This window comes from Amycolatopsis cynarae (assembly GCF_026802195.1).
Classification (GTDB): Bacteria; Actinomycetota; Actinomycetes; order Mycobacteriales; family Pseudonocardiaceae; genus Amycolatopsis_E; species Amycolatopsis_E rhizosphaerae.
The window spans coordinates 3,731,890-3,746,491 of sequence record NZ_CP113836.1 but is presented as its reverse complement, the minus strand read 5'-3'; the positions used below and the strand labels follow the sequence as shown (position 1 = coordinate 3,746,491).

At 70.7% G+C, this 14,602-nt stretch carries 11 protein-coding genes and 1 pseudogene; 5 read left to right on the top strand and 7 right to left on the bottom strand.

Going from position 1 to position 14,602, the window contains the following annotated elements; genetic code table 11:
• Positions 1–2: 2 nt before the first annotated feature.
• Together ORV05_RS18015 and ORV05_RS18010 are read right to left on the bottom strand one after the other, a co-directional pair.
• On the bottom strand, positions 3–224 hold the full coding sequence (locus tag ORV05_RS18015) for an MbtH family protein (RefSeq protein ID WP_326938063.1): 222 nt from the start codon (positions 222–224) through the stop codon (positions 3–5).
• 170 nt (positions 225–394) lie between these two features.
• Complete coding sequence (locus tag ORV05_RS18010; RefSeq protein WP_268440586.1) at positions 395–559, bottom strand: hypothetical protein; 165 nt, start codon at positions 557–559, stop codon at positions 395–397.
• Between the two features lie 134 nt (positions 560–693).
• Between ORV05_RS18010 and ORV05_RS18005 the strand changes: the two genes are divergently transcribed.
• Positions 694–2,514, top strand: coding sequence for a hypothetical protein (locus ORV05_RS18005; RefSeq protein ID WP_268440584.1), 1,821 nt, complete (start codon positions 694–696; stop codon positions 2,512–2,514).
• 270 nt (positions 2,515–2,784) lie between these two features.
• On the opposite strand, the pseudogene ORV05_RS18000 reads toward ORV05_RS18005, so the two are convergent.
• Positions 2,785–3,053: pseudogene (locus ORV05_RS18000) on the bottom strand (IS30 family transposase); the annotation flags it as partial.
• 68 nt (positions 3,054–3,121) lie between these two features.
• Complete coding sequence (locus ORV05_RS17995) at positions 3,122–4,153, bottom strand: LLM class flavin-dependent oxidoreductase (RefSeq protein WP_268759802.1); 1,032 nt, start codon at positions 4,151–4,153, stop codon at positions 3,122–3,124.
• 104 nt (positions 4,154–4,257) lie between these two features.
• Between ORV05_RS17995 and ORV05_RS17990 the strand changes: the two genes are divergently transcribed.
• On the top strand, positions 4,258–4,950 hold the full coding sequence (locus ORV05_RS17990; protein ID WP_268440582.1) for a response regulator transcription factor: 693 nt from the start codon (positions 4,258–4,260) through the stop codon (positions 4,948–4,950).
• Positions 4,947–6,278 (top strand): sensor histidine kinase, encoded by a 1,332-nt coding sequence (locus tag ORV05_RS17985; protein ID WP_268440580.1) that lies wholly within the window; start codon positions 4,947–4,949, stop codon positions 6,276–6,278. Before ORV05_RS17990 ends, ORV05_RS17985 begins: the two co-directional genes overlap by 4 nt.
• A 40-nt stretch (positions 6,279–6,318) precedes the next feature.
• Here the strand turns inward: ORV05_RS17985 and ORV05_RS17980 are convergent, their stop codons facing one another.
• The 3 genes from ORV05_RS17980 to ORV05_RS17970 form a co-directional block, all read right to left on the bottom strand.
• A complete protein-coding gene (locus ORV05_RS17980; protein WP_268440578.1) occupies positions 6,319–7,527 on the bottom strand; it encodes a DUF1501 domain-containing protein in 1,209 nt (402 codons plus the stop codon).
• 3 nt (positions 7,528–7,530) lie between these two features.
• Positions 7,531–8,829: a DUF1800 domain-containing protein gene (locus ORV05_RS17975; protein ID WP_268440576.1), complete on the bottom strand. Its 1,299-nt coding sequence runs from the start codon at positions 8,827–8,829 to the stop codon at positions 7,531–7,533.
• Positions 8,830–8,892: 63 nt separating this feature from the next.
• Positions 8,893–9,594: a hypothetical protein gene (locus ORV05_RS17970; RefSeq protein ID WP_268759662.1), complete on the bottom strand. Its 702-nt coding sequence runs from the start codon at positions 9,592–9,594 to the stop codon at positions 8,893–8,895.
• A gap of 209 nt (positions 9,595–9,803) precedes the next feature.
• Here ORV05_RS17970 and ORV05_RS17965 point away from each other — a divergent pair, with 209 nt between their 5' ends.
• Both ORV05_RS17965 and ORV05_RS17960 read left to right on the top strand, forming a co-directional pair.
• On the top strand, positions 9,804–10,127 hold the full coding sequence (locus ORV05_RS17965; RefSeq protein WP_268759661.1) for a type VII secretion target: 324 nt from the start codon (positions 9,804–9,806) through the stop codon (positions 10,125–10,127).
• Complete coding sequence (locus tag ORV05_RS17960) at positions 10,124–14,602, top strand: RHS repeat-associated core domain-containing protein (protein ID WP_268759660.1); 4,479 nt, start codon at positions 10,124–10,126, stop codon at positions 14,600–14,602. The genes ORV05_RS17965 and ORV05_RS17960 overlap by 4 nt, the downstream gene beginning before the upstream one ends.

Below are 14,602 nucleotides of genomic sequence, written 5' to 3'. Positions count from 1 at the left end.
ACTCAGTCGCGCGACGCCGAGTCCATGAACTCGACGAGGCTCCTCGGGCGCATATCGGTCCAGGTTCGCTCGATGTAGTCCAGGCACGCCTGGCGGGTGTCCCCGCCGTGCTTGACCGTCCAGCCGTCCGGCACGTCCAAAAAGGACGGCCACAGCGAATGTTGGTTCTCGTCGTTGACCAGCACCAGGTAGGTGCCGTCTTCGTCCTCGAACGGATTGGTCATCACCGCACTCCTCGGCTCCTCGGCTCGATATCCTGGGCCGAGGCTATGGATTTCACTTATCGCCGAGTTATCGGGCGCGCCGCAGGTCAGAGGGCGGCCGTGCTGCCGTGAGGGACGCCCTCAAGGCGACCTTGAGGGCGTTTATGACCCTGAAGGCGGCCTTCAGGGCTCTAGTCGTCGTGGTCGTCCTGGTCGGCGTGCTTGCCGCGGCGTGCGACGTACACGAGCACGGCGACGATCGCGAGCGGGCCGAGGAAGACGGCGAGTTCGTCCCAGCCGCCCTCGTGGGCCTCGATCACGGGCAGGGTCGCCGTCGCGGCGAGCAGTGAGCTCATGGTCTCGTCCTCTCCTGGCCGGCGGGGAACCGCTTGCCCCTTCGCCGTACCTCCCTCTAACATCTGTGACCAACGGTAACAGTTACTTCCGGTAGCACAATCTTCCGGCCGGATGTCCCAGGAAGGTCCGCATCGTGTTCGTGGCCCAGGAACCCAGTCCGCCCGCCGGTGGTGCCGCCTTCGGGCAGATCGTCATCGCGGCCGCCATGTTCGTGGCGATCTTCCTGCCCCTGGCGGTGTTCGTGATCCGCGAGCGGGCCGGGCGGCCGACCCTGCTCGGCAGGCTGGCCGACTTCTCCGCGCGGGTGTCCGGGCTGCCGCGCTGGGCCGCCCTGCCCATGGCGATCGCGTTCCTTTCCGGGATGTCGGCGCTGATCGGCGTCTACTGGGACGTGCCGATCCACATGGAGCTCGGCCGCGACGAGGGGCCGCTGGCCAACCCCTCGCACTATCCGATCTACTTCGGACTGATGGGCATCTTCGCCGGCGGCGTACTCAGCGCCGCGCTCGCCAAGGGACGCCTGCCCGCGCGGACCATCGCGTTCGGGCCCGGCTGGCGGGTGCCGATGGGCAGCGTCCAGATGATGGCCACGGGACTGGTCGGCGTCGCCGGGTTCCCGCTCGACGACGTGTGGCACCGGCTGTTCGGGCAGGACGTCACGGAATGGGGTCCCACCCATGTGCTGATGATCGGGGGCGGGGTCGGGGTGGTGATCGGCCTGCAGCTGCTGCTCGCGGAGTCCCGGCAGACGGGTGCGGACGGGCCGCTGGTCCGGCTGCTCGGTCCGGTACTGGCCGGGGCCTGGATGATGGGAGCGTCGGCGTTCCTGATGGAGTTCGACCTGGGGGTGCCGCAGTTCCCGATGCTCGCCCAGGTGGTACTGGTCGGCCTGATCGGCGGCTGGACCCTGCTCTACGGAAGGCTTTCCTGGGGACCGGGCGGTGCCCTCCTCGTCGTCGCCGTGCTACTGGTGAGCCGGGCCGTCTTCGCGATCGTGCCCCTGGTCGCCGGGCTGCACGTCGCACTGCCGTTGCCGTACGTCACGGAGGCCGTGGTGATCGAGGCCGTCGCGCTGCTGCTGCGCGGGCGGCGGGGCTACCCGCTCGCCGTGGCCGCCGGGCTCGCCAGTGGCGTGCTCGGCCTGGCCGGGGAATGGGCCTTCTCCCAGTGGTTGATGCCGGACCCCTGGCCACTGTCGCATGCGGGCACTTTCCTCGCCTTCGGTGCCGCGGCGTCGGTGGCTGGTGCGCTGATCGGGACCTGGCAGTACGGGCGGGTGGAGGCGATCGCGCTGGGTCGTGAAGGCGGCGGTGCCCGGCACTGGGGAGGGCTGGCCGGTGCACTGGGCGCGGTCGCGCTGATGGCCGCGATCACCGTCCCGGCCGCGCCGCCGCCGGGATTCACCGCGACCGTCCAACTCGCCGACACCGCGCCGGGGCTGCCCGTCGCGCACCCGCGGGGCACGGCCGAACCCCGCTGGGTCACCGCGACGATCACCTTCAACCGGCCGGACCTGACCGCTGATCCGCTGTGGCTGACCGGTTTCTCCTGGCAGGGCGGGGACTTCTACTCCGCGCCGCTGGAGCGGCTGCCGGACGGCCGGTACCGCACCACGCGGCCGCTGCCGGTGTTCGGCCAGTGGAAGACGGGGATCCGGATCCACGTGGCGAACCGCATGATGGCGCTGGCCCCGCTCTACGCGCCCGCCGACCCGGCCGCGGCCGCCCCGGCCGTTCCCGCGGCATCGGGGGCGCACGAGTTCCTCGCGGAGATTAAGTTCCTGCAGCGGGAGCGCAAGACCGGAACTCCGCTGGTGCTGTGGACGGTGGCCTACGCCGTCGTCGGGTCCCTGTTCGCGGGCATGTGGGTGCTGTTCGCCTGGCTCTACACCGCCGCGGCGCGCGGCGCGCGCCGAACGGCGGCGACGCGGCGCAATGCCAGCGAGGTGCCGTGAGGGGTCCCCTCACGGTCAATACGGCCAGGGTTCCCTTCACAGGAAAGCAGGCCAGGGTCCCGGCAAAAGTCCGGTCGGCTCGGGTCCGCCGGGCGAGTCCCACGCTGGGGCCGGGGCGGGATGCCCTGAAGGTGGCCTTCAGGGTCATAAACGCCCTCAAGGCCACCTTGAGGGCACGCCCCTGGCCCCAACACGTGACGGTTCGTTCCCCTGTCGAAGGACTGCCGTGAGGGGTCGGCGGTTTAAAGTGGTCGGCGCAACGGGGTTGTGTGTGGAGAGTACGTGGGTGAGGGCTTCGGTGGGGGTGTCCCAGCCCAGTGTTTTGCGGGGGCGGCCGTTGAGTTGGTGGGCGACGGTGGCGAGGTCGGTGCCTTTGGGAAAGTATTGGCGGAGCAGACCGTTGGTGTTTTCGTTGGTGCCGCGTTGCCAGGGGCTGTGGGGGTCGCAGAAGTAGACAGGGTGATGTCGGTGTGCAGGGCCATTTCGGTGCCGCGGTCCCAGGTCAGGGAGCGGCGTAGTTGGGTGGGCAGGGTGTGAATGGTGGCAAAAGTCCGGCGCCGTGCGGGCACCGGCCCCGGACCGAGCGTGGGACACAGGCGCGCCAGGGTCACTGGCTCGCGGGACGCCAGCCGAGTGCCGGGCCGAGGCGGGTGGCGAGGTCGGTGAGGATCTGCACGTAGTCCTCGTGCTCGAAGGTGAACGGCAGCGCGAAGGCCACCTCGTGGGCCTCCCGGAACGCCGCGTGGGCGTGGAGCCGCTCCGCGAGCTCGTCGGACGGGCCCACCAGATCCGGGGCGAACAGCATCCGCGCCGGTCCCTGCGGCGCCGTTGTCCGAGGTGTCCTTTTCCGGGCGTATTCCGCGTATTTCGCTCGCTGGGCCGGGGAGGCCGAGTCGGTGGGGATCACGACGAGTCCCTGGGAGACGCGGGCGGCCTCGCCGTCGGGGTGATGCGCCCGGAACGTCCGGATGTGCGACAGCTGGATCGCGGCGAAATCGGGGGAATTCCGGGCGTCTTCGGCCTTCACCACGCTGCTGGTGAGGAAGTTCATCCCGTGCTCGCCCGCCCAGCGCGCCGAGGCCAGGCTTCCGCCCCCGTACCACAGGCGCCGTCCCAGGCCGGGCGAGTGGGGCTGCACGCGGTCGGAGAACACTTCGAAGCCCTCGGTGCCGCGGAAGGCGGTCACCGGCTCGCCCCGCACGAAGTCCAGCAGGCGCTTCACCCGGTCGTAGCCGAAGTCCTCGGCGTCCGCGGTGCCGGGATAGAGCGCCGACTTGACCTCGTCGTAGTGCAGGGGCGGACCGGTGCTCACCCCGGGGTTGAGCCTGCCGCCGGACAGGATGTCCACTGTGGCCAGATCCTCGGCCAGCCGGAGCGGGTTCTCCCAGCCCAGCGGGATCACCGCGGTGCCGAGCTCGATCCGGCTCGTGCGCTGCGTGGCCGCGGCCAGCACCGCGACGGGGGAAGAGATGCCGTACTGCAGGTGCCGGTGCCGGACCCAGGCGCTGTCGAAACCGAGCCGCTCGCCCAGTTCGATGATGCCGAGCGTGGACTCGTGACCGGCGCGGGGGTCGCGCTCGTCGAAGGTTCCGATGGTCAGAAAGCCCAGCTTCCGCAGGGGCTGCGAGGATGGCGGCACGGGCGGATTCTGCCAGCGGGACACCACGGCAGGCGCCTTGTTCCAGCGGTTGGGAAGCACCGGAGTTCACCCGGGCACCACCGGGGCACCGCTACACTGCCGCGGTGCCTTCCCGATCCGGCCCGGCCGGGCCGCGAATCCTCGTGGTCGAGGATGCCGAGGCGATCCGCGTCGCGGTGGAAACCGCCCTCGGTTCCGCCGGGTTCACCGTGCGGGCGCTGGCCGACGGAACGAACCTGGAGGCCGAGCTGTCCCGGTTCCGTCCCGATCTCATCGTGCTCGACGTGCTGCTTCCCGGTCGCGACGGCTTCGCACTGCTGCGCGTGATCCGGCGGCGCTGCCGGGCCGGGGTCGTGATGCTGACCGCCCGCGACGGCGTCGAGGACCGGTTGCGCGGGCTCGGTGACGGCGCCGACGACTACGTGGTGAAACCCTTCGTGCTGGCCGAACTCGTCGCACGGGTGGCGGCAGTGTTGCGACGCACCGGGCGCACCAGGCCCGCCGTCGAGGTCGGCGACCTCGTGGTGGACGTCGAGGCGGGGATGGCGCTCCACGGCGGGACCCCGGTCGAGCTGACCGCCACCGAATGGAAGCTGCTCAGCTATCTTGCCGGGCACCGGGACCGGGTGGTGAGCAAGACCCAGATCCTGACCGCGGTGTGGGGTTACGAGGACTACGACCCCAACCTCGTCGAGGTCAATGTCAGCACGCTGCGCAGGAAGCTCGAAGCGCACGGGCCGCGGGTGGTGCACACCGTGCGCGGCCAGGGTTACGTCCTGCGCGGGGGCCGCCCTTGACCGGCCTGCGCACGGCCTCGCTGTACCGGCGCGTGACCGTCACCGCGCTGGGGGTGCTGGTGGTGGTGCTGGTGATCGTCGGGTTCGTGGTGGACGCGGTGTTCCGCGCCCAGGCCGAGCAGGACGTCAACCGGGTGCTGGCCGGGCGGGTCCAGCTCGCCCAGCAACTGGCCAAACAGAACGTGAACCCGCCGACCCTGCTGCTGCGGGTCGAGACGCGGGGCGTGCGGGGATGGCTCACCCTGCCCGACGGCACCTCCCTCGGCGTCGAGGACGACGCGCCCGACACCCGCCTCAAGCAGGTGCGGGCCACGCTGTCCGGGCCTGCCCGGATCAACGGCGCGAAGCTGACCCTGGTCGCCGACGACTCCCTCATCGCCGGAACCGAACGGACACTGCGGAACCTGCTGCTGATCACCGGACTGGGCGCGGTGGTGGTCACCGCGCTCGCGCTGCTCGCCGGGGTCCGGCTCGCACTGTCCCCTTTGGACGCGATGACGCGGCTGGCGCGTTCGATCGTCTCGGGTGGCCGGGGCGGGCGGCTGGCCCCGGCCCGGCCCGGGACCGAACTCGGCCGCACCGCCGCGGCCTTCGACGCCGCGCTCGACGCGCTCGAAGGTGCGGAGCAGGCCGCCCGCGATTCCGAAGAGCGAACCCGGCGTTTCGTGGCCGACGCGGCGCATGAACTGCGGACCCCGCTGGCCGGGATCCAGGCCGCTGCCGAGGCGGTGCTGCAACTGCCCCCGGACGCCGATGCCGGGCAGGCCGAACGCCTGCAGCTGCTGCTGGTCCGGGAATCGCGGCGGGCCGGGAAGCTGGTGGGCGACCTGCTGGAACTGGCCCGGCTCGACGCCGGTGTCCAGCCCGCGCGCGAACCCGTGTCGCTGCTCGCCCTCGCCACGGCCCAGGCCGACCGGGTCCGGCTGCTGGCACCGGAGGTGACCGCCGCGGTCCGCGGCGAGGACGCCCGGGTACTCGGCGACGCCGATCAGCTCACCCAGATCCTGGCCAACCTGGTCGACAACGCCCTGCGGGCCCAGGCCGGGCACGGCACGCTCACGCTGACCGTCCACAGTGACGGGTTCACCGTCTCGGACACCGGCCCCGGCGTCCCGCCGAGTGAGCGGGAACGGATCTTCGACCGTCTCGTCCGCCTCGACCAGTCCCGGGACCGCAGTGGCGGCGGATCGGGCCTGGGCCTGGCCATCGCCCGGGGCTTCGCCCGGGCCCACGGCGGCGAACTGCGATGCGGCGAGGCCGCCGGGGGCGGCGCCGAGTTCACGCTCAGCGGACTCACCCCGGCCCCGGCCCCGGCCGAGACGCCCTGACCCACGCCCGCCGGGGCTTCTTCAAGCCGGGCGCGGCGCCTCAGGGCAGCAGCCCGTCCAACCGTCCACTGTGGTCAGGGAGGACCTTTCCCGCGTCGGTGCCGAGCACGCCCTCCAGCAGGGTCGCGTAGACGTCGCGGAAGTCCGTGGTCTCCTTGAGATCGCCGTTGTCCAGGTCGGTCAGGCTCGGCTCGGCACCGTGGAATCCGCCCCGTACCCCGTTGCCCAGCACGAACACCGGGCCCGCGGTGCCGTGATCGGTGCCCTCACTGGCATTGGCCGCCACCCGCCTGCCGAACTCGGAGTACACCAGCACCACGGCCTGCCTGCCCCGATCGGTCCGGCCGAGGCGCTGCGCGAACGGGGTCAGCGCGTCGTCGAGTTCGGCGAGCAGGCGCTGCTGCGTGCCCCGCTCGTCCGCGTGCGTGTCGAAACCACCGAGCGAGACCGAATACACGCGGGTGGGCACCCCGGCTTCGATGAGCCCGGCGACGAGGTCGAGTTGCGCGGCGAGCGCCCCCTTCTGGTGCTTGCCCTTCGGGTCCCGCGCCACGGTCTTGCCGAGCACCTGTTCCGCGCGGTAGAGGTCGGCCACCGAGCGGGCCGCCCTCGCCTGCCAGACGCCTTCACCGGGGTCGGCGGTGGCCAGTCCCTGGAAGGACTTCCCGAGCGCACCGGAGGGCAGCTTGAGCCCGCTCACCGGCAGCGAGGCCGCGGCGGTCCTGGCCCCGGCGAGCATCGGGGGCAGCACCGGTTCCACCGAGACCGCGCGCAGCGGGTCGGCGCCGGAGGCGTCGAGCCAGCGCCCGAGCCAGCCGGTGGGCACCGAGCTCTCCGGGGAGGCGGTCTGCCAGATCGCCATCGAGCGGAAGTGGCTGTGGTCCGGTTTCGGGTAGCCCACCCCGCGGACGATCGCGAGTTCCTTGTTGTCCCACAGGCCCTTCAGCCCCTTCATGCCGGGGTTGAGTCCGAGCCCTTCGCCGAGGTCGAGCACCTCTTCCGGCTTGTACGCCAGTTCCGGGCGCGCGTCCTGGTAGGCGTGTTCGCTCGCCGGGACGACCGTGTTGAGCCCGTCGTTGCCGCCGTAGAGCGTCACCACGACCAGCACGCCCGCGTTCGGGTCAAGCGGGTTGTGCTGGGCCGCGTCCAGCAACTGCGTCCAGTCGACCTGCGTCGCCCCGGCGGCGAGCGCCCCGGCCGCGGTGACCCCGCTGGCGATCAGGAAGCGGCGCCGTGTCAGCTTGTTCATTTCCTACCCGCTCACCACGTACTCGGGGGCACAAGCGGCCACAGTGGACAGTTGCTTCGGATCGTGTGCGACCCCGGCGAGCGCGGTGCGGGTGCGGGCGGACCAGCCGTCCACACCGAGCAGGTCACCGACCGCGGCCACCCGGTCCGCCGCCCTCGCCACCGCGTCCAGGTTCGCGTGGGCGGCCACCAGTTGCGCGAGGTGCAGCCGGGACAGCCCGGCCGAGGTGGTCAGCCAGGCGCCGCCGGCGGGCCAGCCGCCCACGCTCGGGGGCTCGAACGGGACCTGGCCCATTCCGCGCAACCCGGTCAGCAGTGCGGCCCTGTCCTTCTCCGGCAGGGTGCCGGGGCGAACCCCGAGCGCACGCATCAACCCGGCGAGCCATTCGACCGGCTGCTTCACCAGTGACGCGGCCGGGTCCCGGAACGCGTCCTCACCGGCGATCGCCACCAGCAGTGCCCTGATGTCCCGGTTGCTGCCGTAGGCGGCGACGAGGCGGTTGAGCACATCGGGCGGCGGCGGGTCGGGGGAGACCAGCCGGAACCACAGCCGCCCGGCGATGAACGGCGCGGACTGCGGCCTGCTCAACACCAGGTCCACAAAGGACCCAGCGTCGAAGTTTCCCGTGGTGCCGAGGATGTTCTTGGGCCTGTCGTCGTGGTGCTTGCGGTCGAAACGCGCGGTGGGCTCGTCCCGCTTGGCGCTCCACCCGGTCAGTGCGCGCGCCGCCTCGCGGACGTCGGCTTCGGTGTAGTTGCCCACCCCGAGGGTGAACAGCTCCATGAACTCGCGCGCCAGGTTCTCGTTCGGCCTGCCCGCCCTGTTGCTGTTGCCGTCCAGCCACAGCAGCATCGCGGGATCGACGACCATCGCCTGGGCCAGCGGGGTGAAGCCGCCGAGGCCGAGCGTGCGCAGGGTCTGGTTCTGCGCGAGCATCAGCTGGGGACTGCGCACCTTCTGCTCACTGGTGGCGAAATGCCCGTGCCAGAACCAGGTGACCCGCTCGGGGAGCGGGTCGTCGGCGGCCACCATGCGGTCCAGCCACCACAGGACCGCCTGCGTGGCCTGCGCCTGGAGTTGCCGTGCCGCCGCCGCCCGTGCCGTCTTGTCCCGTTTGTCCGGCTCCCGGGGCGGGGTGCCCGGCTGCGGGATCGGGGTCGCGTCGGCTCCGGCGTCGCGACCCGGGGTGAACAGCCGGTTGAGCGTCTCGGTGAAGCCCCGGTCGAGGTCGCCGGGGCGCGGCCCGAAGCCGAACCGGTCGTGCAGCCGGCGCACCGCCGCGCGCTCAGAGATCACCGCCATGCCCCCATGATCGCCGGGCGCGGGCGGCGTGGCCAGGGGTCGCGGGGCGCCTTAAGCGGATCCTCAGGCGATCACCGTGGGCCGGTCGCCGTCCAGGAGCAGCTGCGGGACCTGACGGAACGTCCAGCCCTGCCCGGAGCGGACGAACACCCACACGACGTCGAACCGGTCCCCGGGCCACGATCCGGGCGGGGCGGGGGAAACCAGGCCCAGTCCGTCCGCGATGGCCGGAATGTCCTCGTGCTGCCAGGAAACCAGGGTGGGGCCGTGCCGGACGGCGAGCTCCGCGGCCAACGCCGCCTCGCCCCCCTTGGCGTGGGACGTGATCACGGTCAGGCCCAGCCGCGCGGCCAGCGCCGAGACCGTCTGCAATGGACGCTGCTCCTTGTCGCCGTCGGGTGCCGCCGCGTACACCGCGGCGGGTCGGGCGAGCCCGGCGCGGACCGGTGCGTCCCCGGCAGGGGCGAACAGTCCGGCCAGTGCCCCGGCGCGGGTCCATCCCCGCACGGTGAGTGAGCCTTCGCTGCGCACCCCGTCGGCGGTGATCCCGTAGGGGGCCGAGGTTCCGGCCGGCTTCTCGGCATGCCGCACGATCATGACCACGTCGTCGCCCGCGTGGACCGGCTCCGGGGCGGGGGCCGGTGCTTCCGCCTTTCCCCGGCCGGTCCCGGCTCCGCAGCCGGTCACGACCGGCAGGCTCGCCAGTCCGGTCAGGCCGAGCACCCGGCGACGCGATGCCGTCCTGGCCGTCGTCTTCCACGTCATTGTGGCGACGCTACCGGAACGCGCTTCAGCGGCCGCGCCGGAAGACCGTCCGGGCGAAACGGTCATAATGCTCGAAGGGGGTGGAATTGTGGCCTCCGGTATTGGTCTGTTCGGCCGTATTCCGCGCGAGAACGGCGCCCCGGGAACCCCGGAACGGTAATGCTCGTCGGAGGAAAAGAGGTCCGGTCCGCACATCATGGGGGCGCAGGATGACGAACGAGGGTTATACGGTCGAAACCGGTGAGCTGAGCTCGCACGCGCAGGCGGTGCAGCGGATCGCGGGGGAGCTGGGACAGGCGCTGTCGGCCGCCGAACAGGTCACGATGGGGATCCAGGCCTACGGGATGATCTGCGGCCCGTTGTTCGTGCCGATCGTGCTGGCGGTGTCCGCGCCCGGGCTGGTGACCCTGGGGTTGTCGCAGCAGGCGATCGGTTCGATTTCGGATGCGGTGACCAAGGCGGTGTCGAGTTACGAATCGACCGAACAGGCGCACGCGCAGGCGCTGAAGGCATTGGGTGAGGAGTTGCGATGAGCAACCCTCTGGTCGCCGCGAAGCAGGATTCGACCACCTGGCATTCCGGGATCAACGTGCTCGACGATGCCGCCGGCGTGTACGACGGGGTGCAGTCGGGGAGCTGGATCGAGGGAGGTATCGCCGCCTTCGGGACCGGCATGGACCTGCTGACCATGGCGATGAACCCGGTCGGCACGTTGATCTCCTACGGACTGAACTGGTTGATCGAGCACGTTCAGCCCTTGCAGGACGCGCTCAACCAGCTGGCCGGTGACGCCGACCAGATCGCCGCCTATTCGCAGACGTGGAAGAACGTCGCGCAGGCGGTGCAGAAGTCGGCGAAGGAGCTCACCGACACCGTCACCAGGGACACCGCGCACTGGACCGGTCAGGCGGCCGACACCTACCGGGCGCAGCTGAAGAACAAGATCGATCACCTCGGCGCGGCGGCGACGTGTGCCGAGACGATCGGCACCGTGGTGCAGATCGTCGGCGTCATCACCGGCGCCGTGCGCGGCATGGTCCGCGACATGGTCACCCAGGCGGTGGGGGATTTCATCCAGGACGCGCTGGAAGAGGTCTGTTCGCTGGGGCTGGGCACGCCGGTGGTGGTGGCGCAGGTGGTGGAGCAGGTTTCGGCGTGGATCGAGAAGATCGGGGCGCTGCTCAAGAAGCTCATCAATTCGGTCGAGGCGCTGCGGCCGATGATGAGCAAACTGGAGGAGATCTTCGCCGCGATCAAGAAGGTCATGAACGCCCTCCACGGCCACGGCGGCGAGGAACCCCACCTGCGCGCCGGGGACGACAGCACCCACGTCTCCTCCGCGGGCGACGAACCGCACACCGGCACCGGCGACGGCACCAGGCCGAGCGGCACCGACGAACCTTCGGCGGGGTCGTCGGCCTCCGACGGTACGACGGGCTCGTCCTCGCCGGACGAGCCCTCTTCGGGCGGCACCTCCACCCAGCCTTCGGGGAGTTCCGACCCGCCGAAGGTGGAAAACAGCGAGCCGCCCAGGACTTCGAAGACCAGTGCCGAGACACCGGCCACGGACGACCCCATCGATCTGACCACCGGCCGGGTGTTCCTGGATCAGGTCGACGTGGAACTGCCCGGGACCCTGCCGTTGGTGCTCAGCCGGTCGCATCGCTCGGATCATGCCTACGGCCGCTGGTTCGGGCCCACCTGGTCGTCCACTGTGGACCAGAAGATCGAGGTCGCCGGGGACGTGGTGCATTTCGTCGCGGCCGACGGCATGCTGCTCACCTATCCCGTTCCGGCCGCCGGGGAGCCGGTGCTGCCCGTGCACGGTACCCCGTGGCCGCTGGCGCGGGCCGGGGACGGCGGTTTCACCGTGACCAACCGCAAGCTCGGCCGTACCCTGCATTTCGCGGCCGGTGGCGGGGACCGCCTGCCGATCAGTGCGATCAGCGACCGGAACGGAAACCGGATCGACTTCCGGTACGAAGCGAGCGGCCTGCTTGCCGAAATCACGCACTCCGCGGGCTACCGCGTTCTCGTGACGACCGAGGACGGCCTGATCAGCGAACTCCGTCTGGCGAACCCGGAAGGCCGGGACATCCGCCTCAAGCGATACCGGTACGACGCCGGCCGCAGGCTCGTCGAGGTCGTCAATTCCTCGGGCAGGCCGGTCCGTTTCGACTACGACCCGGCGGGCAGGCTCACCGGCTGGGAAGACACGAACGGAATGTGGTACCGCTACCGCTACGACGGGCTCGGCAGATGCATCGAGGCCCGCGGTGCGGGGGGATTCCTGGACTGCACGCTGGAGTTCGACGAGCGGAACCGCACCACCCGGCGAACCGATTCCCTCGGCCACACCACCACTTATCAGCTGAACGAACAGTTCCAGATAGTCCGGGAAATCGATCCGCTCGGCGCGGAGACGGTTTCGGATTGGGACCGGCACAACCGGCTGCTGTCCAGAACCGACCCGCTGGGGAACACCTTCCGTTACCGTTATGACGAGGACGGCAACCTCACCGCCATCGAGCGGCCTGACGGCACGCGCGCCCACGCCGAATACAACGGACAGGGCCTGCCGGTCGGCATCGTGGCGCCGGGCGGGGCGCGGTGGCGCCAGGAATACGACGACCGCGGCAACCGCACCGCCGCCGTGGATCCGGCCGGAGCGGTCACCCGCTACGCCTACGACGAGCGCGGCTGCCTCGTTTCGTCCACGAACGCGCTGGGGCAGACCACCCGGATCGACAACGACCGCGCCGGGCTCCCGGTTGCCGTGACCGCACCCGACGGTGCCGTGACGCGGTATCGCCGCGACGTGTTCGGGCGGGTGACCGCGATCATCGACCCGCTCGGCGGAATGACGCGGTTCGGGTGGACGGTCGAGGGCAAGCCGCTGTCCCGCACGCTCCCCGACGGCGCGACGGAACGCTGGTCGTATGACGGTGAGGGCAACACGCTCAGCCACATCGACCCGCTGGGAAACACCACTCGCGTCGAGGTCAATCATTTCGACCTCCCCGTCGCGGAGACCGGCCCCGACGGTTCGCGGCTGGAGTTCCGTTACGACACCGAGTTGCGCAGGGTCGCCGTGGTCGATTCCCGCGGGCTGACCTGGCGCTACCGCTACGACGCGGCCGGGAACCTGGTCGAGCAAACCGACTTCAACGGCAGGAAGCTCCGCTACGGCTACGACGCCGCGCGCCGGATCGCCGAATACACGAACGGCAACGGCGAGGTCACCGTCTTCCGGCGCGATGCCCTCGGAAACGTTCGTGAGGAACACTGCGAGGGTTCGGTCACCACCTTCGCCTACGACGCGGACGGCCGCCTGGTTCGGGCGGCGAACGCCGACGCCGACGTCCTGCTGCAACGGGACGTGCTGGGACGCGTGGTGGCCGAGACGGTCAACGGCCGCACCGTCGAGTCGGCCTACGACGTGCTCGGCCGCCGGATCCGCCGCCGCACGCCTTCCGGCACCGAGAGCACCTGGGAATACGGCTCGAACGGCAGGCCGTCGAGCCTGGTCGCCGCCGGGCGGCGGATGCGCTTCGGCTACGACAGGGCCGGCCGTGAAACCCGTCGCCTGCTCGGTTCGGTCGCACTGACCCAGATCTGGGATGCCAACCACCGGCTGCGCGCGCAATCGGTCACCACCTCCGGCGCACCCGGTGGCCGGGAGCGAGGCGAGCGGGTTCTGCAGCGCCGGTCGTACCGGTATCGCGCCGATGGACGGGTCACCCGGAGCGTCGACCAGCTGGCGGGTGCCCGCGAGTACGGTCTGGACGCGAACGGCCGCGTCGCCTCCGTACTGGGCGACGGCTGGGAGGAACGCTATGCCTACGACGCGGCGGGAAACCTCGTGCTGGCCAGCTGGCCCGCGCTGGGGGACGATCCGGACGCCGCCGCCCAGGGCGAACGCGAATACGCGGGTGCCCTGCTCCGGCGCGCGGGGAAGGTGAGTTACCGGCACGACCGTGAAGGCAGAGTCGTGTGCCGCGAGGTCGCGCGGCCGGACGGCGAGGGGCGGGCCTGGCACTACACCTGGGATCCGAAGGGCCGGATGACCGCGGCGGACACTCCGGAGGGGCAGCACTGGCGCTACCGGTACGACGCGCTGGGCCGCCGGATCGCCAAGGAAAGGCTGGCGCAGGACCGGGTCACGGTGCTGGAACGGGTCGAGTTCACCTGGGATGGCAACGTGCTCGCCGAGCAGCTGCGCGAGGGCGGGACGACCACCTGGGAGCTGGAACCGGGGAGTTTCACCCCGATGCTCCAGTTCGAGCGGAAGTTCGCGGGCGACGGCGAGCGGGATCGCGTCGACGAAGCCTTCTACGCGATCGTCGCCGACCTGAGCGGCTCTCCCGCGGAACTGGTCACCCCCGACGGAATCCTGGCCGGACGCGCGACGGCCAGTCTGTGGGGTGTCCGGTCCGCGGTCGGTCCGGCGGAATGCGACCTTCGGTTTCCTGGCCAGTACCACGATTCCGAGACCGGGCTTCACTACAATTTCCATCGTTACTACGAACCCGCCACGGCGCGATATCAGAGCAGTGATCCGCTCGGGCTGGCCCCGTCGCCGAATCCGTACGCCTACGTGTCCAACCCGATCTGGCAGATCGACCCGTTCGGGCTCTATCCGCAGAACAATCCGGACGCCCCGCCCGGCAAGAAGGTTCTCTACCACGGTTCCAAGGACTTCGAGGGTGACCAGTTCTCGCTGAACAAGGCGGTCGACGGCAAGCGGGAGTACACGCCGGAAGGCGGGGTCTACCTGACCGACGACTTCCAGCGCGCGGCCACCCAGTACGGGGTCGGCGGCAAGATCGTCAGGGTCGAGGTGCCCGAGGACTTCGCCGATTCGGTCCGGCAGCTCGGCGGACCGGGCCGGAACCAGCCGGAATACTTCGTCAACACCCCGGAAGGAATTCAGCTGATCAACGAGGGTATAACTGACGTCGTTCCGACGAACGAAGCGATCATGCGTTTCTTCTCCGGAAACTTCTGA

Coding starts and splice junctions, on each gene's coding strand:
- ORV05_RS18015 (WP_326938063.1), bottom strand. CDS start 224: ATGACCAATCCGTTCGAGGACGAAGACGGCACCTACCTGGTGCTGGTC.
- ORV05_RS17980 (WP_268440578.1), bottom strand. CDS start 7,527: ATGAACAAGCTGACACGGCGCCGCTTCCTGATCGCCAGCGGGGTCACC.
- ORV05_RS17960 (WP_268759660.1), top strand. CDS start 10,124: ATGAGCAACCCTCTGGTCGCCGCGAAGCAGGATTCGACCACCTGGCAT.
- ORV05_RS17970 (WP_268759662.1), bottom strand. CDS start 9,594: ATGACGTGGAAGACGACGGCCAGGACGGCATCGCGTCGCCGGGTGCTC.
- ORV05_RS18010 (WP_268440586.1), bottom strand. CDS start 559: ATGAGCTCACTGCTCGCCGCGACGGCGACCCTGCCCGTGATCGAGGCC.
- ORV05_RS17965 (WP_268759661.1), top strand. CDS start 9,804: ATGACGAACGAGGGTTATACGGTCGAAACCGGTGAGCTGAGCTCGCAC.
- ORV05_RS17975 (WP_268440576.1), bottom strand. CDS start 8,829: ATGGCGGTGATCTCTGAGCGCGCGGCGGTGCGCCGGCTGCACGACCGG.